The organism is Aeromonas ichthyocola, assembly GCF_046087985.1.
Classification (GTDB): Bacteria; Pseudomonadota; Gammaproteobacteria; order Enterobacterales; family Aeromonadaceae; genus Aeromonas; species Aeromonas rivipollensis.
This window is the reverse complement of sequence record NZ_JBJSWH010000003.1, coordinates 473,364-498,458: the sequence shown is the minus strand read 5'-3', so window position 1 is coordinate 498,458 and position 25,095 is coordinate 473,364. Positions and strand designations below refer to the sequence as shown.

Annotated in this window: 27 protein-coding genes and 3 pseudogenes; 20 read left to right on the top strand and 10 right to left on the bottom strand. The window is 63.9% G+C overall.

All coding sequences use genetic code 11. The annotated features are described in order from the left end of the window. Positions 1-269 precede the first annotated feature (269 nt). The 7 genes from ACF2JD_RS22670 to ACF2JD_RS22640 all read left to right on the top strand — a co-directional run bounded on the left by ACF2JD_RS22670 (position 270) and on the right by ACF2JD_RS22640 (position 5,256). Positions 270-2,195 (top strand): retention module-containing protein, encoded by a 1,926-nt coding sequence (locus ACF2JD_RS22670; RefSeq protein WP_456305338.1) that lies wholly within the window; start codon positions 270-272, stop codon positions 2,193-2,195. 254 nt (positions 2,196-2,449) lie between these two features. Continuing rightward, positions 2,450-2,680, top strand: a complete 231-nt coding sequence (locus ACF2JD_RS22665) for a hypothetical protein (RefSeq protein WP_456305337.1) — start codon at positions 2,450-2,452, stop codon at positions 2,678-2,680. Positions 2,681-2,711: 31 nt separating this feature from the next. Beyond that, a complete protein-coding gene (locus tag ACF2JD_RS22660; protein ID WP_456305336.1) occupies positions 2,712-3,077 on the top strand; it encodes a hypothetical protein in 366 nt (121 codons plus the stop codon). Positions 3,078-3,080: 3 nt separating this feature from the next. After that, positions 3,081-3,701 carry a hypothetical protein gene (locus ACF2JD_RS22655; protein WP_456305335.1) on the top strand — a complete coding sequence of 207 codons (621 nt, stop codon included), beginning with the start codon at positions 3,081-3,083 and terminating at the stop codon, positions 3,699-3,701. A gap of 59 nt (positions 3,702-3,760) precedes the next feature. Next, complete coding sequence (locus tag ACF2JD_RS22650) at positions 3,761-3,991, top strand: hypothetical protein (RefSeq protein WP_456305334.1); 231 nt, start codon at positions 3,761-3,763, stop codon at positions 3,989-3,991. Next, positions 3,918-4,727: a hypothetical protein gene (locus tag ACF2JD_RS22645; protein ID WP_456305333.1), complete on the top strand. Its 810-nt coding sequence runs from the start codon at positions 3,918-3,920 to the stop codon at positions 4,725-4,727. Before ACF2JD_RS22650 ends, ACF2JD_RS22645 begins: the two co-directional genes overlap by 74 nt. A gap of 52 nt (positions 4,728-4,779) precedes the next feature. Beyond that, positions 4,780-5,256, top strand: coding sequence for a T1SS-143 repeat domain-containing protein (locus tag ACF2JD_RS22640; RefSeq protein WP_456305339.1), 477 nt, complete (start codon positions 4,780-4,782; stop codon positions 5,254-5,256). Positions 5,257-5,335: 79 nt separating this feature from the next. Here the strand turns inward: ACF2JD_RS22640 and ACF2JD_RS22635 are convergent, their stop codons facing one another. Beyond that, positions 5,336-5,551, bottom strand: a complete 216-nt coding sequence (locus tag ACF2JD_RS22635; RefSeq protein WP_456305332.1) for a hypothetical protein — start codon at positions 5,549-5,551, stop codon at positions 5,336-5,338. Between ACF2JD_RS22635 and ACF2JD_RS22630 the strand changes: the two genes are divergently transcribed. The 4 genes from ACF2JD_RS22630 (at position 5,551) to ACF2JD_RS22615 (ending at position 7,107) form a co-directional block, all read left to right on the top strand. Then, positions 5,551-5,943 (top strand): hypothetical protein, encoded by a 393-nt coding sequence (locus ACF2JD_RS22630; RefSeq protein ID WP_456305331.1) that lies wholly within the window; start codon positions 5,551-5,553, stop codon positions 5,941-5,943. The two genes, ACF2JD_RS22635 and ACF2JD_RS22630, sit on opposite strands and share 1 nt — an antisense overlap. Before the next feature lie 132 nt (positions 5,944-6,075). Then, entirely contained in the window at positions 6,076-6,567 is a 492-nt protein-coding gene (locus ACF2JD_RS22625; RefSeq protein ID WP_456305330.1) for a hypothetical protein, read from the top strand. Beyond that, the gene (locus tag ACF2JD_RS22620; protein WP_456305329.1) at positions 6,509-6,754 is read left to right on the top strand and encodes a hypothetical protein; all 246 of its coding nucleotides are present in this window, start codon (positions 6,509-6,511) and stop codon (positions 6,752-6,754) included. Before ACF2JD_RS22625 ends, ACF2JD_RS22620 begins: the two co-directional genes overlap by 59 nt. A 140-nt stretch (positions 6,755-6,894) precedes the next feature. Next, positions 6,895-7,107, top strand: coding sequence for a hypothetical protein (locus ACF2JD_RS22615; protein ID WP_456305328.1), 213 nt, complete (start codon positions 6,895-6,897; stop codon positions 7,105-7,107). Here the strand turns inward: ACF2JD_RS22615 and ACF2JD_RS22610 are convergent. Beyond that, positions 7,074-7,310: a hypothetical protein gene (locus ACF2JD_RS22610; protein ID WP_456305327.1), complete on the bottom strand. Its 237-nt coding sequence runs from the start codon at positions 7,308-7,310 to the stop codon at positions 7,074-7,076. The genes ACF2JD_RS22615 and ACF2JD_RS22610 overlap by 34 nt on opposite strands. 18 nt (positions 7,311-7,328) lie before the next feature. Here ACF2JD_RS22610 and ACF2JD_RS22605 point away from each other — a divergent pair, with 18 nt between their 5' ends. From ACF2JD_RS22605 to ACF2JD_RS11110, 5 genes are all read left to right on the top strand, one after another. Next, the gene (locus ACF2JD_RS22605; RefSeq protein WP_456305326.1) at positions 7,329-7,697 is read left to right on the top strand and encodes a hypothetical protein; all 369 of its coding nucleotides are present in this window, start codon (positions 7,329-7,331) and stop codon (positions 7,695-7,697) included. Between the two features lie 184 nt (positions 7,698-7,881). Further along, positions 7,882-9,927: a hypothetical protein gene (locus ACF2JD_RS22600; RefSeq protein ID WP_456305325.1), complete on the top strand. Its 2,046-nt coding sequence runs from the start codon at positions 7,882-7,884 to the stop codon at positions 9,925-9,927. Next, complete coding sequence (locus ACF2JD_RS11120; RefSeq protein ID WP_440987521.1) at positions 9,866-10,207, top strand: hypothetical protein; 342 nt, start codon at positions 9,866-9,868, stop codon at positions 10,205-10,207. Before ACF2JD_RS22600 ends, ACF2JD_RS11120 begins: the two co-directional genes overlap by 62 nt. Positions 10,208-10,459: 252 nt before the next feature. Continuing rightward, positions 10,460-10,690 (top strand): hypothetical protein, encoded by a 231-nt coding sequence (locus ACF2JD_RS11115; RefSeq protein WP_440987417.1) that lies wholly within the window; start codon positions 10,460-10,462, stop codon positions 10,688-10,690. Between the two features lie 197 nt (positions 10,691-10,887). Continuing rightward, positions 10,888-11,205, top strand: coding sequence for a type I secretion C-terminal target domain-containing protein (locus tag ACF2JD_RS11110; protein WP_440987416.1), 318 nt, complete (start codon positions 10,888-10,890; stop codon positions 11,203-11,205). Between the two features lie 114 nt (positions 11,206-11,319). On the opposite strand, the gene glpC is transcribed toward ACF2JD_RS11110, so the two are convergent. From glpC to ACF2JD_RS11085, 5 genes are all read right to left on the bottom strand, one after another. Beyond that, positions 11,320-12,522 (bottom strand): anaerobic glycerol-3-phosphate dehydrogenase subunit GlpC, encoded by a 1,203-nt coding sequence (gene glpC / locus ACF2JD_RS11105; RefSeq protein WP_440987415.1) that lies wholly within the window; start codon positions 12,520-12,522, stop codon positions 11,320-11,322. 103 nt (positions 12,523-12,625) lie between these two features. Next, a complete protein-coding gene (locus ACF2JD_RS11100) occupies positions 12,626-12,760 on the bottom strand; it encodes a hypothetical protein (RefSeq protein ID WP_413836300.1) in 135 nt (44 codons plus the stop codon). A gap of 1 nt (position 12,761) precedes the next feature. Beyond that, positions 12,762-14,039, bottom strand: a complete 1,278-nt coding sequence (glpB, locus tag ACF2JD_RS11095) for a glycerol-3-phosphate dehydrogenase subunit GlpB (protein ID WP_411669764.1) — start codon at positions 14,037-14,039, stop codon at positions 12,762-12,764. After that, entirely contained in the window at positions 14,036-15,712 is a 1,677-nt protein-coding gene (glpA, locus tag ACF2JD_RS11090) for an anaerobic glycerol-3-phosphate dehydrogenase subunit A (protein ID WP_440987414.1), read from the bottom strand. The genes glpB and glpA overlap by 4 nt, the downstream gene beginning before the upstream one ends. A 313-nt stretch (positions 15,713-16,025) precedes the next feature. Then, the gene (locus tag ACF2JD_RS11085; protein ID WP_440987413.1) at positions 16,026-16,595 is read right to left on the bottom strand and encodes a YchJ family protein; all 570 of its coding nucleotides are present in this window, start codon (positions 16,593-16,595) and stop codon (positions 16,026-16,028) included. Between the two features lie 26 nt (positions 16,596-16,621). Between ACF2JD_RS11085 and ACF2JD_RS11080 the strand changes: the two genes are divergently transcribed. The 4 genes and pseudogenes from ACF2JD_RS11080 (at position 16,622) to ACF2JD_RS11065 (ending at position 21,850) form a co-directional block, all read left to right on the top strand. Next, positions 16,622-18,289 (top strand): methyl-accepting chemotaxis protein, encoded by a 1,668-nt coding sequence (locus ACF2JD_RS11080; RefSeq protein ID WP_041205651.1) that lies wholly within the window; start codon positions 16,622-16,624, stop codon positions 18,287-18,289. Between the two features lie 104 nt (positions 18,290-18,393). Further along, positions 18,394-19,604, top strand: a pseudogene (locus tag ACF2JD_RS11075) (ROK family protein). After that, positions 19,601-21,184: an ATP-binding protein gene (locus ACF2JD_RS11070; RefSeq protein WP_042649902.1), complete on the top strand. Its 1,584-nt coding sequence runs from the start codon at positions 19,601-19,603 to the stop codon at positions 21,182-21,184. The pseudogene ACF2JD_RS11075 and the gene ACF2JD_RS11070 overlap by 4 nt, the downstream one beginning before the upstream one ends. After that, positions 21,185-21,850 carry a response regulator gene (locus ACF2JD_RS11065; protein WP_171276254.1) on the top strand — a complete coding sequence of 222 codons (666 nt, stop codon included), beginning with the start codon at positions 21,185-21,187 and terminating at the stop codon, positions 21,848-21,850. Positions 21,851-21,912: 62 nt separating this feature from the next. Here the strand turns inward: ACF2JD_RS11065 and ACF2JD_RS11060 are convergent. From ACF2JD_RS11060 to ACF2JD_RS11050, 3 genes and pseudogenes are all read right to left on the bottom strand, one after another. Then, a pseudogene (locus tag ACF2JD_RS11060) lies at positions 21,913-23,444 on the bottom strand (tripartite tricarboxylate transporter permease). After that, a pseudogene (locus tag ACF2JD_RS11055) lies at positions 23,438-23,913 on the bottom strand (tripartite tricarboxylate transporter TctB family protein). Before ACF2JD_RS11055 ends, ACF2JD_RS11060 begins: the two co-directional pseudogenes overlap by 7 nt. Before the next feature lie 42 nt (positions 23,914-23,955). After that, positions 23,956-24,921, bottom strand: coding sequence for a tripartite tricarboxylate transporter substrate-binding protein (locus tag ACF2JD_RS11050; protein WP_440987412.1), 966 nt, complete (start codon positions 24,919-24,921; stop codon positions 23,956-23,958). Between the last annotated feature and the right edge of the window lie 174 nt (positions 24,922-25,095).

Below are 25,095 nucleotides of genomic sequence, written 5' to 3'. Positions count from 1 at the left end.
GCGTTCAGGTCAGAAACTGTCGTATGGATAGGTGCCAAGAGAGCCATATTTTTCATCTGAGGCGTGAAAAAGGGCATCTATCCTGATCTATCCCGTGAATGGCAGCACTTTATTGAATTTAATAGGAAGGTTTGCGGCATTTACTTTCGATATTTTCGAAAATGACGAAGGGATCTGTGTCCGTAGAGGCGGTAAAATAGCCGCCTGTCACGGTGACGTCCTGTACCCTTGTGGGTCTGGACTGTCTGTGTTTACCCGTTGGAGGATGTATGGCTGAGCTGCGAATAGAGAAACCGACTCTTGTTACCCAGGTGGAGGGTGCCGTGTTTGTAATGGATGCCGATGGCTCCTTGCACCCTGCCACCCTGGGGATGCAGCTGCTGCCGGGAATGCGCCTGTTCACCGAAGGGGACGGGCGTTTCGAGCTGGCCGATCCTGCGAAGACCCCAAACGCTGACCAGCCCGAGCTGGCGCAGACAGAACCGAACCTGGCCATGGATCCCGAGCTGGCCAGCTTGCAGGAGGCTATCCGTCAGGGGGCCGACCCGACCGAGCTGTTCGAGGAGACCGCGGCCGGTAACGCGGCCGCCGCCACGGGTGGCGGTGTGGTCGGCTCCAGCGCCGGCGGCTTCGTGGTGGTGGATCTCAACAGCGAATATACCCTGGCGGAGTCTGGCTTTGACACCGATCATCAGGGTGCCCAGCCAGGGGACGAGCTGCTCTATTCGGAAGATCAGGATCTCCTGGCGGGCATCACCATCATCGAGCCCCAGACCACCGACAACATCATCAACGCCGACGAGGCGACCGGCGTCATCATTCGCGGCTTTGTCGAGGATGTGGAGGTCGGCCAGACCGTCACCGTTACCCTGATAGACCAGGATGGTAACCGACTCACCACCACCACAGTGGTGCTGCCGGGCTTCGTCTGGGAGGCAAACTTCGGTGATGTCACCGGCAAGCTGGTGGACGGTCCGCTCACCATAGTGGCCGATACCCAGGATGCCGCCGGCAACCGGGCCAGCGACACCGGTCAGACCCTGCTCGACACCATCACCACCATCACGCTGGATCTCAGTGACGAGAGCGACACCGGCGCCAGCCAGGTGGACGATCTGACCCGCGACACCACGCCGCTGCTGCAAGGCAAGGGAGAGCCCGGAGCCACCGTCACCCTGAGCCTCGCCGGAAACGTTCTGACCGTGCTCACCGTGGATGGCAACGGCAACTGGCAATACCAGATCCCCAGTGACATGGCCGATGGCGCCTATGATTTTCGCGTCGATTCGGTGGACATCGCCGGCAACAGAGCCAGCGACACCCTGACCGTCACCGTCGATACCCTGGCCGGTATCGACATCGACGATCTCGACACCCAGAGCCTGCTGGGCCAGGGCAACGTCACCCTGAGCGGCAGCACCACAGAGGTGGAAGCGGGCCAGCGGGTCACCATCAGCCTCATCGGCCAGAACGGCCAGACCCTTTACAGCGGCTCCGCCCTGGTGGGGAGCGACGGCCGCTGGCAGCTCAATGGCCTGGATCTCTCCGGCATTCAAGGTCCCTTCGAGGTGCGCGCCGAGGTGACGGATCTGGCGGGGAACCGGGTGATCGATGGCGCCCCCCTCATCGGCCAGAGCGATACCCTGACCCTGTCCGAGGCGGATCTGACCAAGGGCCCGGTGAGCGCCACCGGCTCCCTGCACACGGGGGCGGGCCTGGATGGCAACCTGCAGGTGAGCTTCGGCGCCGATCAGAGCGCCCTCGAGCAGCTCGGCCTCACCAGCCAGGGCGCGCCTCTTGGCTACACCATCAACGGTCAGACCCTGACCGCCAGTGCGGGCGTCTTCACCCTGACACTGGCCAATGACGGCAGCTATCCCATCGTCTGGCAGCAGAGCCTGGATCACGACCTGGACAGGACGTGTTGCGCCTGCCGTTCGATACCGCCGAGACAGCGTGGTGATGTCGCGAATGTCGCCGTATCAATCTGGTGGACAGCGCGCTCAGCTTTGAGATCCCGGCCATTCCTAGACCCGAAGATGCCTTTACCAACGGTGCCGCCGTGGTCAGTAGAGCAAGTTGTGGTGGGCCGCACAGGCCGATCCCCTGCGGCGGACTCCCTGGTTTCAGCAATCAGAGCCGCGACGCTCACCCCCTCAACGGCTCGGGTCTTGCCAGCGATGGCCATGTGCTGACCTGAATTCAGCGGCAATCGCCTGCTGACCAGGCTGTACCCCCGGATGCCCAACGGCAACGGGTGGAGGTGCTGAAAGCCGAGCTGACAGCCGCTGAGCAGCTGGCAGCGATATCGATGGGCGGTAGTGGTCACCCTCACCGGTCCGCTGGATCATCGGGAGCGACACGCTTTCCCTCGGCCTCTCCGTCTGAGCGCCAACGAGATAGACGGGGACAGCACCACGCCGATCTCCAGGTCGCCATCAATGACGGCATGGATCCCAGCCTCGGCATCGACACCGGCATCAGCCTGCAGGAAGGGGCCGCCGGTCAGACCCTGGATGGCCAACTGCCGGTCAATGTGGGCAGCGATCGCCTGGTGTCCCTGAACTTCGAGGGGAATCCAGCCCGCCCTGGATGGTCTCACCAGCGGCGGCAAGCCGACCAGCTATCAGGTCAATGGCAACCATCACCCTGCTGGATGCGGGGGGCAAGACGGTGCTGACCGTGACCCTGGACTGGATGGAAAGTACCATGTGAAGCTCGATGGCGTGCTGGATCAACCTGTGGGTACCAACAGCGTCAATCTGGGGCTGCAGGTGCAGGGCACCGACTTTGACGGCGACCAGAGCAACCTCGGCACCCTCAACATCCAGATCACCGATGGCGTCTTGCCCCAGGTCGACCCCGTCTCCCTGACTCTGGTGGAGGACAGCAACTGGAGCGCGGCCAGACCCTTAACGGGGATCTGGCATCACCGCGGCAGCGATCCCCTTGCCAGCATCACCTTCGATGCCAGCCAGCCGGGCTGCAAGGGTTCACCAGCGGGCAAGCAGGCCGTGACCATCAGCGGCAACAGCATCGAGGGACGTACCCCAACGGCAAGCTGGTGTTTGACCTGACCCTTGATCAACGATGGTCACTACGTCTTCACCCTGAACCAGCCGCTGGATCAGGGCAGTGCGGACAGCCTGGTCAAGGCGGGCTTCACCCTCACAGACAGTGATGGGGACAAAGTCTCCTCTTCTTTAAGCGTCGCCATCGGTGATGGGGCCAACCCGGTGATCAGCGCCGTGACCGGCACCAGCCTGACCGAGGCCAACCAGGGCGACGCCGCCGTGGTGGGCAACATGAGCTTCACCGTGAGCCACGGCTCGGATGCCCTCGATGCAAACAGCCTCAGGTTCGATATCGCGGCGATCCAGAGCAGTCTGGACGGCAAATACAGCAGCCACGGCAGCCCGGTTACCTTTACCCTGGATGCCAACGGGGATCTGGTGGGCACCAGCGTGGACGGCCGCGAGGTGCTGCGCGCCGAGCTGGATCTGGTGGACAACAACGGCAACTGGAGCGTCACCACCAAGGTGACCCTGAGTGGTGAGCTGGATCACCAGGGCAGCGAGTCCCTCGACCTGCCTCTTGCCATCACCCTCACGGACAAGGATGGGGACAGGGTCTCCACCCAGTTGCCGCTGACCATCAAGGACGGCAAGGCGCCGAGCTTTATTCCGGGCAAAGGCGTGTAGCCCTGGATGAGGGCAACCTCACCGGCAGCAACAGCCTGAGTCAAACCGGTCACTTCGATGTGCAAGCCGGGTCGGATCGGGTGGTGGAGGTGGCCTTTGCCGATGCCAGCGAACAACCTGCGCTGACCGCCTTGGGTAAACCGGTGCAGTACGAGCTGGTGGACGGCGATGCCGGCATCCCGGGCAGCCAGATCCTCAAGGGCTATGTGGAAGTGAATGGCCAGCGGGTCGAGGTGTTGCGAGGTCAAGCTCAGCGGCAAGCTCGAGCAGGCGGGCAAGAACGGGTTTGACTATCAGGTGACCCTCTATCAGGGGCTTCATCAGGGCGCCAACGCCGTGACCGAGCTGCCCATCAAGGTCATCGTCGTCGACAGCGACAGGGCGGGCGGTAACAACGACACCACCAGCGGCACCCTCAATATCAGCGTTGCGGAAGGGGAGAAACCGACCCTCACCCTGACCGATGTGACCCTCAGCGAGGGGCGCTTCGATGGGGCCGCGAGCAACCAGACAGGTGACGACCAGCAGGCCACCGGTACCCTCACCATCAAGGCGGATTCTGATCCCGTAGTGGACGTGCGCCTGACCCTCTCCGGTCAGGTCGTGGATGCCAGCGGCAAGGCCATCACCCACAACGGCGAGACCCTGACCTGGCAGGAGGTGCCGGGCAGCAATGGCCACAGCTTCCAGGGGGTGACCGCGAGCGGCACCCTGGTGCTGAGCGTGACCCTGCCGAGCGTGCCGGGCAGCATAGCGGCCCACAGCTCGGCGACCCTGGATTACCAGGTCACTGTGCACACCAACCTGGATCACGGTGCCGACGACAAGCTCAACCTGACCCTGCCGGTCCAGGTGACCGACAGCGACGGCTCTGTGATCAACGGCAATACAACAGCCGTGATCACCGATGCCGCCGACCCGAGCATATCCGCCATTGAACCGGTTCGGGTCGAGGAGTCGGATCTCAATGCAGGAACGGTCAGCATCCGGGGCACCACACCTGCAGGGACATGGAGAAACCGATAGTGGCAGGTGACCATCACAGCCGGTTCGGATCGGGTTGCCTCCCTTGAGCTGGATGTGGCTGCATTCAATCAGGCCAATCACCTCACGTCGGGTAGGCAAAGCGGTTACGCTGGCTGCACACAGCACTGGCTGGTATCTGGCTACGGCAGAGGGTGGCAAGTCGGTTTTCTGGGTCCACCTCGATGTTAACGGCAGTTACAGCGTCCATCTGGTTGGCCAGCTTGATCACGGTGCACAGGGTAAAGATGATCTGACCATCGAGGTGCCGCTCTTTGTCACCGATCATGATGGCGATCGCAGCCCCAACGTCAGTGTGACCGTGACGGTACAAGATGACATGCCTATCGGCACTGTGCTGGCTCATACCCTGAGCGAGGGGAGCAGCCTCCTGGTCAGCGGAGATCTGCTGCCTACCGCCAATGAAGGTGCAGATGGTGCCCGTGTCGAGTCGATCACCATCAATGGCCAGACGTACGCCATCAATGGTTCTTTGATAGAAGATGTGATGAGCCCGATGGCAAGCTGGTGATGGGAACCCTGACCATCTCTGCCGATGGCTCCTACCCTTCAAGCCTGCGGCCGGTTTCAATCACAGCAACAACACCCAGTCAGCTGCAGTCAGGTGGTGACAGCCCATCTGGTCGATGGCGATGGCGATCGTGCGAGATAGCACCCTGACCCTGAATCAGGGATGAGTGGTGCGCTTTACCGTCACTGCAGCCATTGGTGACGAAGATGAGGGGCGCAGGATCCGAGGCCAGGGTATCCCTATCAACATGCAGCTCGATATTGGCGATTTCGATCGCGGTGAGCATGTGGATCATTGCTTATCCAGGCGCCTGCCAATGCCCATGGCACCTTCTACTTCAACGGTGTTGCCCTCACCACCACACCTGATGGCAAGTGGTTTATCGTGCCGCCAGCGGCCATGGTGACCAGTGATAATGTTCACTACACCACTCAGGGGGTGACCTTTGTGCCTTCATGCAACTGGTCGAGCTGGAACAATGGCGGTCAGCCGCTGCACTTCCAGGTGCAACTGCAGGTCGGTGTCACCGAAGGGGCGGCACCTGCGGTGCTAACCGGCGATCTGGCCATTACTGTGCGCGGCGTGGCCGACAAGCCGATGTGGGACACAGCCAACACCACTCGCCACTATGACACCGATGAAGACAGCACAGGTATCAAGCTGGACGTGCAAGGCGAGCCTGACTGATACCGACAGATCCGAGACGTTGACCTATCAGATCAAGCTGGAAGCGGGCAAGGGAACCCTGCTGCTCGACGGTGCTGAGCTCAAGCCAAATAACAGTGGGCTGATACCGTTTCGGCCGGCGACATCAACAAGGTGACAGTGGTTCCGGGCAAAGATTTCAGCGGTGACATCAAGCTGTCGGTGACGCCGATCAGCACCGAGAAGAACCCGATCGCTCAGGGTCAGGGTACGGCGCAGGGAGACAAGATTGAGCTGGTGATCAACGTCAATCCGGTGGCAGATGACGCCAAGCTCACCGTGCGCGATATTCAGGGCAAGGAAGACACCCTGCTCGATTGGCAGCAAGATCGCCTTAGCCATCTGGGTGACACCACGGATGGCTCCGAGCAGATGTTTGTGCGCATCAGCGGCCTGCCCGCCGGGGCCACCCTGCTGCTGGGTGGCGTGGCGGTGACCCTGGATGCCAACGGCTACTACGAGGTTCCCTTTGACCGCATCAATGAACTCAAGCTGCAGCCGCCGAAAAACAGCAACGTCGATTTCGACTCTGACCATCAAGGGGGTGGTGAAGGACAGCGCCACCCTGACCGACGCCAATGGTCAGACCCACACAGTGGTGAATGAAAAGGAGACCGGCTCCCAGAGCCTGCACGTGGATCTGGTAGGGGTGGTGGATCAGCCTCACTTCGAGCTTGGCAATACCGGCTGGGAGGCCAAGGGCAGGTTATGCCATCACCATCGCCGAGGATGGCCGGGCACCGCTCGACTTCACCCTCACCTCGGGCGAGTGGGTCGATACCCCGCACGATAACTCCGAGAGCCTCAACCTGGTGCTGGAAGGCCTGCCGGAAGGGGCCAGGGTGTTCGATGGCAACGGCAAGGAGCTGACCCTGACCTTCGCCGGGCTCGATGCCAGCGGCAAACCGACCTATCAGGTCAATGTATCGAGCCTTGGCAACCTGCTTATACAGCCGCCCCCCAACAGCACGGCAGATCTTCAACCTGATCGCCAAGGTGGTGGTGACCGAGAACGACGGCGATCACAAGAGCTTCGACGTGCCGCTGCATATCAAGGTGGAGCCCGAGATCGACGCCACCGACTACGCCAGGACCAGCCATGGCCTGGAGGATCAGTTCACCGTGCTGGACTGGCAGCCGACCTGACCGACGGCGCCGAGCAGGTCACGCACCTCGGCCTCTCCGGCATAGCGCCGGCTACCAGATCTGGCTGCGGGTCGGCAGGAGTCGATAGTCAGCTGACCGTGGTCAGCGGCAAGGTGGACTTGAGCGACGCCCAGCTGCGACAGCCTGCTCAGCGGCGGCCAGCTGCTGGTGAAGGCGCTGGAGGATAGCGATCGGGATACCACTCTCAGAGCCATGTCACCGTGACCCAGCATGATGTGGATTCGGGCGCGGTGGCCGAGAAGGTGATCGATGGCAATCTGCACCTGGATATCCAGGCCGTGGTGGAGCCCGATGGCAACCTGGTGCAGCAGGGTGGAGGTCTGGTCAGCCCGGATGGGCTGATATCCCTGGACTGGACGTCTTCGTGTTCCGACCTGGACCCCAGCAGCGTGAGGACCATCGACTACCTGGTCATCAGCGATCTGGTGCAGGCGATCAGTGGTGGTGGTTGGCGGTATCAACAACGGCCAGGGCAACTGGACCGTGCCGGCGGCCCTCGGCAGCTATGCCCTGCGCTCGCCGGACGGCTTCACCGGCACTGCTCACCTTCAAGGTCAGCGCCATGGTGATCGACCTTGGCGACAACAACGAAGGGGGATGTGAGCGCGCCGGCCTATCGAGAGATGACCACCAGTGCCGATTTCCAAACAACCAACTCTGGCCAGCTGGCGGCCGACTGTCGATATCGACAACAGCGCCCATCACAGGGGTAGGAGGATCATCCGGCGTCAACTTTGGCAGCCAGCTCAAGGCATGGTGACCCTGGGCACGGCAAACATCGGTGATGACGAGCTCAGCATAGTCCTCACCGGTCTGCCCCCCGGCGTGAGCGTGCAGGGGCTCACCTTCGACTTCGTCAACGGCGAGTACCTCATCAAGCTGCCGGGTGGCCTCAGTGATCTCGACAAGCTGACCCTGACCCTGCCGGAGGATTACGCTGGCAGCGGCCTGAGCTTCAACGTGCGTCTGGTCAATACCGACACAGTGAGCGGCAACACCAATACGGTGGAGAAGGTCGTTTCCCTCTCCATCACCCCCGAGGTGGACATCAAGGGCGGCGCAGATGGCCAGCCCGAGCTGCACCTGCAGGTGAAGGAGGTGAACGGTCAGCCGAGCAACCTGGAAGACACCGAGATCCACCTCGATCTCTCGGTCAAACTCGCGGACATCAGCCCCTCGGTGGCCAACGGCGGCCTGGAGACGGTGGAGCGGGTGACCCTGACAGTGGATGCCAAATACGGCCACTTCCTCGATGCCAATAGGAATCCCGTCCAGTCCCTGGTGGTGGATGCCAATGGCCTCAAGGATCTGGTGTTCGTGCCCAAAGAGCACTTCAGCGGTCAGGTACCCTTGGGCATCAAGGTGGACATTCTGGACACAGCCACCACGGGGACGGATCGCGGCAGCTGGAGCGGCAATGCGAGCTTCGAGGTGCTGCCGGTCAATGATCCGGCCCAGCTCACGGTGAAGGATGTGAGCGGCAACGAGGATGGCAGCGTCAGCCTCGGCGGGCTAGGCGCGACCCTGGTCGACAATGATGGCTCCGAGCAGATAGTGGCGCTGCAGATCAAGGGGGTGCCGGACGGCTTCACCCTGTCGGCACCGGCGGTCAACAACGGCGGTGGCGTCTGGCAGGTGCCTGTGGGCACCGACTTCTCCAAGCTGACCCTGATCCCGCCCGCAGATTTTAGTGGCAACGTGGAGCTCACCCTGAGCGCCTTCACCCTTGACAAGGGGCTGACCATGCCCCTCGAGACCAGCGACAGTTTCACCGTCACCGTCAAGCCGGTGGGGGATGCCATCATCGCCGACATTCAGGACAAGGCGAGCGGCACCGAGGGGGACGTGGTCACTCTCAACCTGGGACTGGAGACCAAGGACACCCAGGCCACCGGCGGCAGCGCCAGCAACGTTAACGAGAACGGCCCGGAGCAGGTGCGGGTCACCATAGAAGGGGTTCCCGATGGGGCAGAGATCCGTCTGCCGAGCGGGGTGACCGGCACTGTGGTGGATCTGGGCGGCGGCGTCTGGCAAGTGACCACGACGGGCGGCAAGCTGGCGGCCGTGGAGCTGGTGACCAACGACGCCAATGGCACCCTGGATCTCAAGGTGACGGCCCAGAGCCTGGACAACGGCGCCCTCGGCCCCGAGGTCAGTGGCACCATCCAGGTGGAGGTGAGCCCGGTCAACGACGCCCCCATCAACGTGCTGCCACAAGATCCCCAGGTGGCCCAGGAGGATCAGCCCTTCGTCATCCACGGTTTGCAGGTGAAGGATGTGGACGCGGGCAGCGGCACCATGGAGGTGCGCCTGTCGGTGGAACATGGCACCCTGGCGCTGCCTGCTGGCAGCGGCGTGACGGTGGTCGGCAACGGCACCGGCTCTCTGGTGCTGACTGGCACGCTGGCCGATCTCAATGCCTTGCTCTCCGGTGGGGTCACCTATCAGGGCAACAGTGATTTCTACGGCAATGACGCCCTGACCATGGTCACCAACGATCAGGGAACACCGGCAGTGGCGGGGCACTCAGCGATACCGATGTGCTGCCCATCGAGGTGCAGCCGGTCAATGATGCCTGCAGGTACAGGATGTGGATGCAGGCAGCAGCACCATGGAGGTGACCCTGTCCGTACTGCACGGCACCCTGAACCTGCCGGTGACGGTGACCGGCAGCGGCAGCGGCTCCCTGGTGCTGAGCGGATCGCAAGATGCCATCAATGCCCTGCTGGCGGGCGGCGTGACCTATCAGGGCGAGCAGGACTTCAATGGCCAGGATGCCCTGACCATGGTGACCAATGACAAGGGCAACACCGGCAGCGGGGGCGCCCTGGTCGACACAGACGTGCTGCCCATCGAGGTGCAGGCGGTCAACGATGCCCCTGTGACCCAGGTGCCGGCCGCCATGCAGGTGAAGGAAGATGGTTCACTGTCCCTCTCCGGGATCAGCGTGAAGGACGTGGATGCGGGCACTGCCCCCATCTCCATGGTGCTGCGGGTCGAGCACGGCGTACTGACCCTGCTCGGGGCAGCGGGCGCCGTCTGGTGCAGGGGGCGGGCAGCAGCGAGATTACCCTGGTAGGGGTCGTTGGCTGATCTCAACAGCCTGCTCAAAAGCAACCTGCACTACGAGCCGGCCAAAGATTTCTGGGAGAGGATACCCTTACCGTTACTACCTCCGATCAGGGCAACAGCGGTGCGGGTGGCCCGCTCACCGATACCACCCAGGTCGGCATCACTGTCACCGCCGAGGCGGATATGCCCAGCTCGGTCTGGGCACCCACGACATCCACGCCCTGCAAGGGGCCGTTATGCCCTTGGCATCAATGCCAGCGTGGTCAATCCGGCCACCGGTGAGCTGTCCATCCGCATCAGCGGTCTGGGCGGTGCTCAGGTGGTGGACGAGCACGGCCAGAGCGTGGGTCATGCCGACAATGGCGACTGGCTGCTGCCCATGGAACACTCGGCCCCACTCTATGTGAAAGGTTTTGGCGACGGTGACCATGTGCTGGGGATCCTGACCGCCGAGTCGAGTGCGGGTGGCAACCGTGAGCACGCCCCTTGAGACCCTCACCATCCACAGCCAGAGCGGCCACGACCTGGTTGGCTCGGATCGGGGGATTGGCTGTTCGGCTCCACCGGCGATGATCCTGGGTGGTCTGGGAGATGACGTGATCGGGGCGGCATGGCAACGACATCCTGAGCGGCGGCGCTGGCAGCGATCTCTTCGTTTGGCAGCACGGGGATGAGGGGACGTCGGCCTTGCCCGCCATCGACACCATCACCGATTTCCACCCGGAGGAAGGGGACAAGATCGATCTGGCGGACTTGCTCAAGGGGGTGACCGACAGCAGTGTGGATGGTTTGCTCAATCACCTGTCGGCCTCTGTCACCACGGGGAGCAATGGCCTGAGCGATGTGAATCTCTCGGTCTCCCCGGCGGGGGATGGTCAGGTGACTCAGCAGATCACCCTGAAGGATGTGGATCTGAGCGGCTGGAATCTCACCAGCACCTCTTCCCACGACATCCTGCAATCCATGCTGGAAGATCAGCATAGCCTGATCATCCAGCACCCTTGATGGGACAGATGGCGGGACAAGCGAATGAAAAGAGCCGGCAATTGCCGGCTCTTCCTTTATCTGGTTTTTACCTATGTGGCCGAGCGGGCCATCCGGCCTGGCGTTGCAAGGCGATCAGGCCAGGGCCTGGGCAAGCAGATGGATCGGATGCTCGCAACGGAAGGCGGTGCTCATCTCGATCTGCCACTTGCAGGTCTCGCAGTCGGTGATGACGAGATCAGGCTTGAGGCGGTTTATCTGATCAAAGAGCCCTTCGCCTATGGTCTGGCTGGTCTCGTAGTTCTCCGACTTGAAGCCGTAGGTACCGGCGATGCCGCAGCACTGGGAGTCGAGCACGGTCACCTTGACCCCGGGAATGGCGCGCAGCAATTCGAGGGTGTAGATGACGCCCCCCATCTTCTCCATGTGGCAGGGGGTGTGGTAGGCGATGTGCAGATTGAGCGGTTTCATCGCCGGTTTGTTGCCCTGGTAGAACTCGTTCCACAGGAAGCGGGTCACCAGGGAGATGCGATCCCGCACCTTGCGGTTGTCCTGCTCCAGCAGGTGGGGGTATTCGTCCCTCAGGGTGAAGCCGCAGGTGGATGAGGTGGCCAGGAGCGGCATCTCGTTGCCCAGCAGGCTGTTCTCCATCTGCTTGATGTTGAAGGCCGCCTGCTGCTTGGCCTTGTCCATGAAGCCGTTGGCAATGAGCGGCACGCCGCAGCACTTCTCCCGATCCAGCAGTTGCATGCCTATGTTCATGGCGTTGAGCACCTGCACCAGCTCCTTGCCGAGCTGCGGGTGGTTGTAGTTGACGTAGCAGCCGTGGAAGTAGGCGATCTGGCGCTCGAAGCGGGCCTGGGTGGCCTTCTGCTTTTTGTACCAGCCACGGAAGGTGCCCTGGGAATACTTGGGCAGATCCCGGTGGGAGGAGACCCCCAGCGCCTTGTCCAGCACCAGCTTCATCGGCTTGAGGCCGGTGGTGAAGTTGACCACGGGGGCCATCAGGGTAGACATGCTGCCCATCAGATCGGTGTGGGAGAGCACGAACTCGCGGATCCCCGGTTTGAAGCCGCTGTACTGGTGCTTGGCCTTGGCGATGATGTCGCCGATGCGCACCCCGCTTGGGCAGGCCACCTCACAGCGTTTGCAGTTGGTGCAGTGCTTGAGGGCGCTGTCAAAGAGCTCAGGGCTCTTGATCCGCAGCCGCTCCCCATCCGGGCCCGCCTGCTTGGGGCCCGGGTAGGCAGGGTTGGCCTTGGCCACCGGGCAGTAGGCGGTACAGACGGTGCATTTGATGCACTGATCGAAGGTTTGATTGGCGTGATCCAGTAGCATGATTTACTCCTCCCGGGCCGGATTGAAAGCGCAAGGGACGCGGCAATGGGATTGTCGAGCGGGCAGCGCTCTGCCCGCAGTCAGGAAATGCAGGGTGGGCATCTCAGCCCTCCGCCAGGATATGACCGGCGGCCTGCCAGCCGGTGGCGACGGCGACCCCGGAGCCCGAGCCCTCCTTGGATTGGGCATCGTAGTGGGCCAGCACGCCGTATCGATTGAGTGGGAATGTGTGATTCATCTCAGACCCCCGCCAGAATATGGTCGGCGGCCTGCCAGCCGGTGGCGACCGCGACCCCGGAGCCTGAACCTTCTCGCACGGGATCGTAGTGGGCCAGCACGCTGCCGGCGCCATAGAGGTTGGCAAGGGGCTTGCTGCCGCGCAGCACTCGCAGCTGGTCGTCCGTCTTGACCCCGAAGCCCATGAAGGGGTGATGGTCGAACAGGCGGCGACCGGCCCAGGCGTCGCGCTCGGGGAGGCTCAAGACGTCGGCGTCGAAGATGGGCTCGCGAATGCCCCCAAGGCGGGACTCCAGCCCGCGGCTGAAGAAGCTGCCGGAGGCGAGCACGAAGTGGTCCGCCTCGAACAGCTGATCGTCGCCGTTCTGGCTGTGCACGCCGATCACCCGATCGCCGTCGTAGCGGGCGCCCAGCACCCGCTCGCTGGTGAGGAAGGTGCCGCCGAGGGCCAGGAAGCGGCGCTTGAGCGCCTCCTGCATCCGCATTCCGATGAGGGACGGCGGCATGGTGGCCACCTCCTTGATGGTGCAGCCGGTGCGTTGCTCCAGCTCAGCCAGGCGGGGGCCGACCAGTCCGAGCGACAGGCAGGCGGGCAGCACTATATGGCGGCAGCCCGGCTCGCCGCACTCCTTGACCATGCGGCCTATCTCGCGGGCCAGATCCGTCAGCAGGTCATGCTTGTCGTGCTGCTGTTTGTCAAACAGGCGGGCTATGTCGGCAGAGCGAAACTCGTGGGGATTGCGGCTGAACGCGGCGAGCTGGGGAAGGCGGATTTCACCGGTCAGGATGCGGCAGTGGGCGAAGCGCGCGTGGGTCGCCAGATTGGCGGCCGCCAGCGCCGGGTGGAAGTCGCGAAAGCCCTCGAGCGTCGCCAGCAGCAGCACGTCCGGTGCGGGGGCCTCCGTGACACAGGCGCAGGTCTCGGGGGAGAGCCAGGTGGATTTCAGGGTGCCGATGGGGGTCAACCGCTGATGGTTGCGCTCCTGGCGAAACAGGGGCAACCCCTGCTCGTGGCAGTGGCGCTGCAGATCCGCGAGGCTAGCCTCTATGTTGGTCAACCCTACCTTGCTGTAGGGGTGATCCGGATGGGCCGCCATAAAGGCGGGCAGGGCGGCGCGAGGGTCGCCTTCGCTTTCCAGCAGATCCACCGAGCCGGAAGAGAAGTGCAGGGCGCTCTGGCCGGAGGCCATCAGCAGGGTCTTCTGGCCCGCCTCGGCCAGACGCAGGGCCGCCGACAGGCCTGCCATGCCGCCGCCTATCACGATAGTGTCAAATTTCATGGCTGCACTCCTTGGCTGGATGGGCTGGACGAGGTCCGGGCGAGGGGAAAGGGGGGATCGCTCACCAGATGGGGCGCCGTCCATTCCCCCAGGCCAAAGAGCCCTTCGTAGATCCAGTAGGTAAACTCGGCTTCGCGCAGGGCATCCCCCCAGAGCACGGGGCGGGTCCCCTTGTAACGCTCCTCGAGGAACTGGCGCAGCATGACGCAGGCCTCACGGCCATCGGCCTTGCCGTACTCCTGCATCAGGCCGGCGGCCCGGTAGGCACACAGCTCCCCCTGACAGGGTCCCATGCCCAGACGAGTGCGGCGACGCAGATCCACCAGGTTGTCCACGTCGAGCTCGCGCAGGGCGTATTCAATCTCCCCTGCGGTCACCATCTCGCACTCGCAGATGAGGGCGTTGGCCTTGGGATTGTCCCGAAAGAAGGCGATGACCCGCTCGCCGTGGCGGTACTGGGCCGAGCCTTCGGCGGGCACAGAGAGACCGGGGGCCGAGACCTTCTCCGGATCCCGCGAGCCGGGCAGATTGAGTTCGGCGGTGCGGCAGGGCCGGGAGTTGCCCAGCTTGTTGGCGACGAGATCGGTGGCCCACTCCGCCATCAGGCGGTAGGTCATCAGCTTGCCGCCGGTGATGGTGTTGAAGCCCTTGAGGCCGTCGCGCTCGCTGTGATCCAGCAGCACTATGCCGCGGCTGATGTTGCGGCCGCTCTCGTCGCCGTCCACCGCCACCAGGGGGCGTACCCCGGCGTAGGCGCGCAGCAGACGGGTGCGCGCCATGATGGGTGCGAGCTTGATCCCCTCGCGCAGCAACACTTCTACCTCTTCGGGTTCGACGGTGAGCTGATCAATCTTGTTGTAATCGATGCGGCTGGACGTGGTGCCGATGAGGGAGATGGTATCGCCCGGCACCAGAATGTCCGCGTCCGCCGGTTTGCGAGCACGGTTGAGCACCAGCTGGTTGATGCGGTAATCCATGATGAGCAGGGAGCCCTTGGCCGGGAACATGCGGATGCCGAGATCGGCGTATTCGCAGATTTGCTGGCCCCAGATGCCGGCGGCGTTGATCACCTCCTGGCACTCCACCTCGAACGCTTCGCCGGTGCGGGTGTTGATGGCCTTGACCCCATGGACCCGATCTTGCGTGCGCAGCAGCCCCAGCACCTTGCTGTGGGTGAAGATACGGGCGCCATGTTCCTTGGCATCCAAGACGTTTGCGGCGGCCAGGCGGAAGGGATCAACGGTGCCATCCGGCACATGAATGGCGCCTATCATCGCCGGGTTGGCGTTGGGTTCGAGCCGTAGCGCCTCGCGGGGATCCAGCTGCCGGGTCTCGATCCCCGCCAGGGCGCAGGCCTCCATGAAGGTGCCTTGGAAGTTGATGTCATCTTCCGGCAGGGTGACGAAGAGGCCGCCGGTCGCCTCCACGCAGTGGCTGGCGATCCGCTTGAGAATGCGGTTCTCCTGAATGCACTCGCGGGCGGACTCCGGATCCGTCACCGCGTAGCGAGCCCCCGAATGGAGCAGGCCGTGGTTGCGCCCCGTGGTGCCTGCGGCTATGTCATCCCGCTCCAGCAGGATGCAGTCGATGCCCCGCAGCGCGCAATCGCGCATGATGCCGGCCCCGGTAGCGCCGCCACCTATGATGACGACTTCTGTGGTTATTCTTTTCATTCTTGCCCGTCTCATCTCGTCCAGATGGGGTCAGTGTGGCGCCTGTCTGGCTGAAAATGTTTGATATGGGCCAAATTAATGTTCGTAAACGCTCACAAACGGCAGGGTTGATGAGCGAACTGTGACCATAGTCACATCCCGATCAGGGCGGGGCCAGGCCGGCCCCTCAAAAAAGAGAAAAGCGGGAAGGGGAATACGGGGTAGAGAAGAGGGCAGAGAGCCGAGCAGAGATAGGAGGAGGGGAAGATGGCGGCTCGCCCCAGATGGCAGACGGGGAGGCGATAGCCACCCCGCAGCCGCGCGGGCTAGGTCCTCAGCCGCAGCACTTCTTGAACTTCTTGCCGCTGCCACAGGGACAGGGGTCGTTGCGACCGACCCGCAGGGGGGCAGGATCCTGCTCGCCATCGGTGTAGACCCAGCGCCCCTGGTGGCGCACGAAGCGGGAGCGCTCATGTAGGCAATGGCGCAGGAAGGGGCGCTCATCACCCTCCAGAAACCAGGCCTTGAACTCCACCATGCCGCTCTCATCCGCTGGGCCGCCCTGGGCGGCCAGGATCTCCAGCCCATCCCAGCGGGTGTCGGTGCGGGAGAGCTCCTCCACTGTCAGAGGGCCAAGATAGTCCGGGTGCCAGCTGTGGACCAGGTACTCCCCCAATCCCAGCACGAAGGCGCTGTAGCGCGAGCGCATCAACTGCTCGGTGGTGGCGGCGGCTTGGCCTGCGTGAAGCGCGCCGCAGCATTGGGGGAGAGAAAGAGAGGATCCGCAAGGACATTGGCTCATGGGTCGGTTCATCGGGTCGATATAGAAGGTGGCGGGATTGTAGCGAAAGCGGCCCCCCCTCGGCCAGCATCCCATGCCGATACGGTAGGAACTGAATATCAAGAATAAACAGCAGAAAGGATTACACCATGACACTTAAGCAGAAGATCCTGTTACTGGGGGCCATCCCCGTGCTGCTGATGGCCCTGGTGGTCAACCTCAGCAACTACCTGGTGGCCAGGAGCGACCTGGAGTCCGAGCTGGTGGTGGCGAGGGACAAGGCGGTCAAGGAGCGCAAGGCCCTGCTCAGCAGCTACCTGATGCTCGCCAAGACGGCCATCGACAAGGTCTATGCCGAGCCGGACAGCCCAGAGGCCCGTGCTCGGGTGAAGGAGATCCTGCGCCCCTTGCGCTATGGCAGTGACGGTTACTTCTTCGTCTACGACTTCCAGGGCAATACTCTGCTGCTGCCCACCCGCCCCGAGGTGGAGGGCAAGAACCGCTGGCAGGACAAGGATACCAAGGGCACCTTCCTCATTCAGGAGATAGTCAAGGCGGCCCGTGAGGGGGATGGCTACTCGGAGTACTGGACCAACAAGCCTTCCATAGGGCGGGATGCGCCCAAGCTCTCCTTCAACCTGGTGCTCGACAAGTATCAGTGGGTGGTGGGCACCGGCTTCTACATAGATGATATCGACACCGAGCTGGCGGCCCTGCGCAGCGAGCGCGAGGAGAACATGCACGGCTCCCTGCAGAGCAGCGTGCTGCTGATTCTGGTGATCCTGGGGGTGACCCTGGCGGTGACAGTGGTGCTTGGCAACCGGGTCACCCGGCCGCTGGCGGATGCGGTGGCGGCCCTCAATGACATCGCCGATGGGGAGGGGGATCTGACCCGGCGCCTCAAGGTGCAGAGCGAGGACGAGGTGGGCCAGCTGGCCAGCGCCTTCAACCGCTTCGTGGAGCGGATCCAGTCGGTGGTGAGCCAGGTCGGGGAGACCAGCCATCAGTTGCTGGGGGCCGTGGACAGGCTGCACAGCTTGAGCGAGCACGCCGACCGGCAGATGCACGGCCATGGCCGTGAGACGGATCAGGTGGTCACCGCGGTGACCGAGATGAGCTCCACCGCCCAGGAAGTGGCGGCCAGCGCCTCCAACGCGGCCACGGCCACCAGCGACGCGGCGCGGGAATCCGATGCGGCCCGTGAGGTGGTGGGCAGCGCCATCGGCAGCATCAACCGCCTGGTGGAGGAGGTGCACACCGCCTCCGGGGTCATCGAGCAGCTGGCCCAGGAGACCGGCAAGATAGGATCCGTGGTGGAGGTTATTCGCGGCATCGCCGACCAGACCAACCTGCTGGCCTTGAATGCGGCCATAGAGGCGGCCCGGGCCGGTGAGCAGGGGCGCGGCTTTGCGGTGGTGGCGGACGAGGTGCGATCCCTGGCCGGTCGCACCCAGCAGAGCACCAAGGAGATCAACGAGATGCTGCAACGGCTGCAGGGGGGCGTGCGCCAGGCGGTGGAGGTAATGCAGGCGAGCGAGGCGCGCAGCCAGGAGACGGTGCAGGAGGCGAGCCACATTGCCAGCTCCCTCGACAGCATGGTGACGGCGGTCAGCACCATCAACGACATGAACATCCAGATAGCGACCGCCGCCGAGGAGCAGCATGCGGTCTCCGAGGAGATCAACAAGAACCTGGTAGCCATACAGCAGATCGTCAGCGAGCTGACCGAGGCCGCCGGGGAGTCTAACACCACCACCCGCGCCCTGGCCGGCACGGGTGACAAATTGCGTCAACTCGTCTCCCGCTTCCGTTACTAGTCACATTTTTGCCGTCTGGACGTCATTTCCAGACGGCAAATTTGGGGATCGGCGCAGAATGTGGGAAAATCGCGCCATTCGTTCCTTTCGTTAGCCCCTACCCTATGAATGAGATCGTGAAAGGCAGTATCGATTTGATCCGTCAGCTCAACTACGGCCTGGTCTACGCCAGCCTGGAAGAGCACAAGGAACTGTCCGTACCGATCTGTCCCGTTTGACCGGCCTCTCGCCGGCCAGCATCACCAAGATCACCCGCGAACTGCTCGATGGCGGTCTGGTGGTCACCTGTGGCGAGAGCTCGGTGGGCCGTGGCCGTCGTCAGACCCTGCTGCGCATCAACGAGCGCCGCTTCCAGTTTCTCTCCATGCGTCTTGGCCGCGGCTACGTGGACATGGCCCTGTTCGATCTCGCCGGTCACTCCCTGGCGCGCCATCGCCACCTGTTCAGCGAGTCGGAACGCGAAGACCTGCTGGCCAGCCTGGTGCGGGCCATCGAGGGCTTCTTGCCGAAGAAGGCCCTGCGGCTGGCCTGCATCGCCCTCTGCCTGCCCGGGCAGGTGGAGCGCCACTCCGGCATGGTGAAACACTTCCCCTTCTACGATCTGCGCAACTGGCCCCTTGGCCCGACCCTGCAAGAGGCCTTCGAGGTGCCTGTGCTGGTGAGCGGCGACGTGCGCACCTGGATCCAGGCCGAGCGGGAGTGGGGCGCCGCCAAGAACTGCGCCGATGCGGTGCTGGTGTTCGTCCACAACGACATAGGGGTGGGCATGGTGGTCAACGGCCAGCTCATCGAGAGCGAGTCGGCCCTGCTCGGGGATCTCAGCCACTTGCAGCTCGAACCCTATGGCCAGCGCTGCTACTGCGGCGGCTTCGGCTGCGCCTGCACCCTGGTCACCAACCAGGCCCTGGAGGCGCAATATCGGGACCTGCGCGAGCGGATGCAGGAGCACGATCTGCCGGCGAGCGTCAACATCCGCGAGCTGTGCGAGCTGGCGCTGGCGGGCAACAGCCTGTGCCAGGACATACTGCATCAGGCGGCGGGCCGGCTCTCCCGGGTGCTTGCCAACCTCATCTGCCTGCTCAACCCGGGCAAGCTGCTGCTGGGGGGGGAGATCACCCGGGCCGATCGGCTGCTGTTCCCCATGCTGCACCAGTCCTTGGCGAGCCAGCTGCCGGCGGAATACCTGGTGCGCCTGCAGATCGAGTCCACCCATTTTTACGAAGATCCCACCAAGCCCACCTCGGTGCAGGTGCACAAGGCCCTGCGGGACGGCAGCCTGCTGCTCGACCTGTTACGAGGTGACAGGGAGGCATGAGGCTCGGGTTGCAAGGACGCATCCTGCTCATGCTCTGCCTGGTCAGCCTGCTGCAACTGGTGCTGCTGAGCGGGGCCAGCTACTACTACGTCGCCGAGCAGCGCTACCGGGAGGTGGGGGATCAGGCCCTGGACGTGGCGCGGCTGGTGGCCCGTGAGCCCGGCGTCATCGCCGGGGTGAAGCGGGCCGATAGCGCGCGGCTCAACGTGCTGGTGGAGCGGATGCGGGCCGAGGTCGGCGCCAGCTATATCGTCATCGGCGATGAGGAGGCGCGCCGCCTGGTGCACCCCAATGCGGACCGGATAGGCAAACCCATGATGGGGGACGATCCTGCCCGGGCCCTGCAGGGGGAGTTCTACATCTCCCGCGCCCAAGGCTCCCTCGGGGTCTCGGTGCGCGGCAAGGGGCCCATCCGGGATGAGATGGGCAGGGTCATAGGCGTGGTCTCGGTCGGTTATCTGGTGCGGGACATAGAGGCGGACCTGCAGGGGTTCCTGCGCTTTGGCCTCGCCATGACACTGCTCATAGTGCTGCTCAACAGCGCCGCCGCGGCCTGGCTGGCCAAGCGCTACAAGCGGGCCCTGCTGGGGTTTGAGCCCGAGCAGATAGGGCGCCTCTATGCGGAGCTCGACTGCACCCTGCGCACAGTGCGCGAGGGGATACTCACCATAGACGAGCAAGGCAGGCTCACCTCCCTCAACCCCAACGGCATCCGGCTGCTGCGCCTCGATGAGCGGGCCGCGCAGGCCGCCATAGGCCAGCCCGTCACCCGCTTGCTGCCCGGCAGCCGCATGCTCTCCCTCATTCAGGATCCCCGGCCCCAGTATGACGAGGAGATAGTGCTCAACGGCCAGTCCCTCATCGTCAACCGGCTGCCCCTGGTGCAGGAGGGCAGGCTGATTGGCGCCGTCTCGAGCTTTCGGCGCAAGGACGAGCTGGCCGAGCTCAGTGCCCAGCTCTCCCAGGTGCAGGCCTACAGCGATCTGCTGCGGGTGCAGACCCACGAACACAACAACCAGCTTGGCACCATAGCCGGTCTCATCGAGCTGGGCGCCACCCGGGAGGCGCTCGCCTTCATCGGCCGGGAGGCGGCCACCGAGCAGACCCTGCTGAGCTTTTTGATGGGGGCCATCGCCAAGCCCAAGGTGGCGGGCCTGCTGCTTGGCAAGTACCACAGGGCCCACGAGCTGGGACTGGTGCTGGAAGTGGACCCGGATTCCCGCCTGCACGACATCCCCGCCCGGGTCAGCGGCTCCCAGCTGGTGACCCTGCTTGGCAACCTCATCGACAACGCCTTCGAGGCGACCCGCCGCCACGGCGCCCCCTACCAGCCGATCCGGGTCTCATTGAGCGATCTCGGCCAGGATCTCATCCTGGAGGTGGAGGACGGGGCCGGCGGCGTCGATCCCGCTTTGGCGGACAGCCTGTTCGAGCGCGGGGTCAGCAGCAAGGCGGAGCCCGGCCACGGCATAGGGCTGGCCCTGGTGCGCAAGACCCTGGATGCCCTGCAGGGGACCATCACCATAGAAGCCACGGCGCAGGGAAGTTGCGTCGTCTGTTACATTCCCAAGGAGGTGTGAGTGATCAAGATCCTGATCGTCGAGGATGATCCGGCCATTGCCGAGATCCACCGTCGCTTCGTGCAGCGGCTGGCGGGGTTCGAGGTGCTGGGGGTGGCGCTCACCCTGTTCGATGCCAGAGAGCAGATAACCATACTCAAGCCGGATCTGGTGCTGCTGGACGTGTGGCTGCCGGACGGGGAGGGCTTCTCCCTGTTGCGGGAGCTGCGCCAGAGCGGGGCCCACCTCGACGTCATCCTGCTCACCGCCGCCCGTGAGGCCGCGGCACTGCAGGAGGCGATGCGCCTCGGGGTGGTGGATTTCATCTTGAAACCCGTGGTGTTCGAGCGACTGCGCGATACCCTGGGCAACTATGCCGAGAGCCGCGCCGCGCTGGCGGCCCTGGCGGACATCGATCAGCAGGCGGTGGATGCGCTCTTTGGCACCCCGCTGCAACAGGTGGCGGCGGGCGGCCTGCCCAAGGGGATAGACGCCCTCACCCTGCAACGGGTGCTGGCGGCCCTCAATCAGCAGGGGGCCAGCGCCGAGGAGATAGGCAATCGGGTCGGGGTGAGCCGCACCACGGCGCGCCGCTACCTGGAGTTTCTGGTGGGTCAGCAACTCGCGAGCCCCGAGCTCGAATACGGCACCGTCGGGCGGCCGGAGCGGCGCTACCGCCAGCGTTGAGTGGCGGGTTCACATCCCAAAAAAAAGAGCGCCTGTTGGCGCTCTTTTTGTGATGACTGGGATCAGGTCGGATCGGATTGCAGGGTCGCCACCGGCGTGCGACGAGCCTGCCACCACTGCCAGAGCGGCAGCAACAGCATCACCAGGGTGACCAGGGTGAAGCCCAGGGTGATGGGGCGCTCCCACAGGAAGCTCAGGGAGCCGTCGTTGATCACCAGGGCCCGGCGCAGGTTGTCCTCCAGCATGCCCCCAGGATGAAGCCGAGCAGCATGGGGGCCATGGGGAAGTCCAGCAGGCGCAGCCCTATGGCCACCAGGGCCACCAGCACCATCACATAGATGTCCATGGTGTTGAAGGAGACCAGATAGACCCCGATCAGCGAGAACAGCAGCACCATGGGGATGAGCACGGGGCGCGGCACTTGCAGTATCTTGGCCAGGTAGGGAATGAGCGGCAGGTTGAGGATCAGCAGCACCACGTTGCCCAGATACATGGAGATGATCACCGACCAGAACACATCCGGGTGCTCCATGAAGAGGCGCGGGCCAGGCTGAATGCCGTAGGCGATGAGGGCCCCCAGCATCAGGGCCGTGGTGCCGGAACCCGGGATCCCCAGGGTCAGCAGCGGCACGAAGGCCCCGCTGGAGGCGGCGTTGTTGGCCGCTTCCGGCGCGGCTATGCCGGTCAGGCTGCCCTTGCCAAACTCGTCCCGTTTGCCCTTGCGGGCGAAGTTGCGCTCGGCCCCATAGGCCATGAAGGAGGCGATGGTGGCACCGGCCCCCGGCAGTACGCCGATGAGGAACCCCAGCACAGAGGAGCGGGCTATGGGGGGCGCTATCTCCTTCACTTCGTCCCGGCTCAGCTTGAGGGAGCCGAGCTGCTGCATCTTGCTCGCCTCCTCCTGGCTGGTGTCCTTGCCCGGGCGCAGCACCGTCATCAGGATCTCCGCCAGGGCGAAGGTAGCCATGGCCAGCAGCAGGAAGGAGAATCCATCGCGCAAGTCCGGCAGGCCGAAGGTGAATCTGTCCACCCCGACGCTGCGGTCGATGCCGACGGTGGAGATCATGATGCCAAACAGCGCCATGATCAGCGCCTTGAGCACCTGGCCCTTGCCGGCGAAGGCCGCCACTGCGGAGAGCCCGAGCACCATGAGGGCGAAGTAGTCCGCCGACTGGAAGGAGAGGGAGACCTTGGCGAGCAGGGGGGCCGCCACCATCAGGAAGATGGCAGACAGGGTGCCGCCGACGAAGGAGGCGTAGGCGGCGATGGCCAGCGCCTTGCCCGCCTGCCCCTTGCAGGCCAGCGGATAGCCGTCGATGGCGGTGATCATGCTGGCGGAGCAGCCCGGGGTGTTGATCAGGATGGAGGCGGTGGAGCCGCCGAACATGGAGCCGTAATAGACCCCGGCCATCAAGATGATGCCGGAGGCCGGATCCAGCCCGTAGGTGATGGGGATCATCAGGGCGATGGCGGTGACCGGTCCCAGCCCCGGCAGCATGCCGATGAAGGTGCCGACGAAGCAGCCGACCACCACCATGAAGAGGTTGATGGGCATCATGGCGGTGCCGAGCCCTTGCAGGATTCCGTCTAACATGATGACTCCTTAAAACCCAGCAGGGTGAACAGCCGACCCGGCTCCAGATAGACGTTGAGCCCCTTGGTGAGCAGGGCCCAGAAGATGAGGGTGAACGGCAGGCTCACCTTGCAGGCCGTAGGCGAGGCTCTGCTCGCCCAGTACCCGTATACCCACGGTCAGGAAGGGATGGTGGCGACACAAAACCAAACCAGGTCAGACCCAGGCCGTAGGCCAGCATCAGCCCCAGCAGGGCGAACACCAGTCGCCAGTTGCCGGACTCCTTGCCCAGTCGCTCTCCTCCCGGCGAGCAGATCAGGATCAGGGAGAGCAGGACCCCGACACCCGCCAGGGCATAGGGCAGGGTACTGGCGGTAAAGGGTTCATATTCGTCCCCCGGGTAACCGGGGATCTGGGTGGCGTGATAGCCGTAGGCGAGGGAGAGCAGCAAAAACAGCAGCCCCCCGAACCTTTCCTTGGTCAGTCGCATGATGACTCCGATGGGCGGGCCTGGCCCGCCACGGGCTGAGGGTTACTTGATGAAGCCGAGTTCGCGCATCAGGCCGCCAATTTGCTGCTCCTGACTGTTGAGGAAGGCAGTGAACTCGGGGCCGGCCTGATACTGGTTGATCCAGCTGTTGCGTGCGCGCACCACTTCCCACTCCGGCTTGTCGTACATCTGCTTGAGCAGGGCGGCGAACTCGGCGGACTGCTCGGGGCTGACGTCGGGGGAGGCGAAGTAGCCACGCCAGTTGGCAAAGACGGTGGGGTTGCCCTGCTCGGAGAAGGTGGGCACCTGGCTGGCGTCCGGCATCCGCTCCGGGGCGGTGACGCCGAGGATCCGCATCTGGCCGGACTTGACCGCCTCCATCGCCTCACCAAAGCCGGTGGAGAGCACCTGGGTTTCCCCCGCCAGCACAGCTGCCATGGCGCTGCCACCGGCGTCATAGGCCACGTAGCGCAGCTTGCCGGCATCGGCCCCCGCATTCTTGAAGGCCATGGCGGCCACCAGGTGATCCAGGCTGCCACGGGCGGAGCCGCCGGCAATCTTCACCTTGGCGGGATTGGCTTCATAGGCGGCCAGCAACTGGGCCCAGTTCTGATAGGGGGAGTCCAGGGGTACCGCCAGTGCCTGATAGTCGGCGATGATGGCGGCGACCGGGGTGAGATCCCGGAAGGATTGCGGCAGCTCCTTGGAGAGGGACTTGACGATGATGGGGGTGGAGTTGACCAGCAGCGTCTTGTCGGACTGGGCCGAGGTCTCGATAAGGTGGGCGATCGCCTTGGCGCCGCCGCCGGCCGAGATGTTCTGGTAGGAGGCTGTGGTGATGAGGCCGGACTTGGTCAGGGCCTCGCCGGTGCCACGGGCCGTGTTGTCCCAGCCGCCGCCGGCGCCGCCCGGGATCAGGAAGTGGACTTCGTCTATCTTGGCCTGGACGCCGAGGCTGGCGCCCAGCAGGCAGCAGAGCAGGGTGCGCTTGAAGGTTCCTTGCAACATGGTGTTCTCCTTGTGATTGTTGCGAGGAGGTTAATTAATCGTGTCTGATTGGAAAACAATCTGGCCGTAATGGCTATTAAGGCTGTTGTGCCCATTCTGTTCATTCTGGTCATGGGGAGAAGGGGCCTTTTCGCCTAAAAAGAGGCGGGGCTCGCCTCTGGTGAAGAGGGAGCC

Bases quoted from the DNA above. Each gene is read 5' to 3' on its own strand.
- ACF2JD_RS22670 (WP_456305338.1), top strand. From the start codon at position 270: ATGGCTGAGCTGCGAATAGAGAAACCGACTCTTGTTACCCAGGTGGAG.
- ACF2JD_RS11080 (WP_041205651.1), top strand. From the start codon at position 16,622: ATGACACTTAAGCAGAAGATCCTGTTACTGGGGGCCATCCCCGTGCTG.
- ACF2JD_RS22645 (WP_456305333.1), top strand. From the start codon at position 3,918: ATGGCCAGCGGGTCGAGGTGTTGCGAGGTCAAGCTCAGCGGCAAGCTC.
- glpC (WP_440987415.1), bottom strand. From the start codon at position 12,522: ATGCTACTGGATCACGCCAATCAAACCTTCGATCAGTGCATCAAATGC.
- ACF2JD_RS22640 (WP_456305339.1), top strand. From the start codon at position 4,780: ATGTGGCTGCATTCAATCAGGCCAATCACCTCACGTCGGGTAGGCAAA.
- ACF2JD_RS22600 (WP_456305325.1), top strand. From the start codon at position 7,882: ATGGTGACCCTGGGCACGGCAAACATCGGTGATGACGAGCTCAGCATA.
- ACF2JD_RS11050 (WP_440987412.1), bottom strand. From the start codon at position 24,921: ATGTTGCAAGGAACCTTCAAGCGCACCCTGCTCTGCTGCCTGCTGGGC.
- ACF2JD_RS11070 (WP_042649902.1), top strand. From the start codon at position 19,601: ATGAGGCTCGGGTTGCAAGGACGCATCCTGCTCATGCTCTGCCTGGTC.
- ACF2JD_RS22635 (WP_456305332.1), bottom strand. From the start codon at position 5,551: ATGATCCACATGCTCACCGCGATCGAAATCGCCAATATCGAGCTGCAT.
- ACF2JD_RS11100 (WP_413836300.1), bottom strand. From the start codon at position 12,760: ATGAATCACACATTCCCACTCAATCGATACGGCGTGCTGGCCCACTAC.
- ACF2JD_RS22665 (WP_456305337.1), top strand. From the start codon at position 2,450: ATGGATCCCAGCCTCGGCATCGACACCGGCATCAGCCTGCAGGAAGGG.
- glpA (WP_440987414.1), bottom strand. From the start codon at position 15,712: ATGAAAAGAATAACCACAGAAGTCGTCATCATAGGTGGCGGCGCTACC.
- glpB (WP_411669764.1), bottom strand. From the start codon at position 14,039: ATGAAATTTGACACTATCGTGATAGGCGGCGGCATGGCAGGCCTGTCG.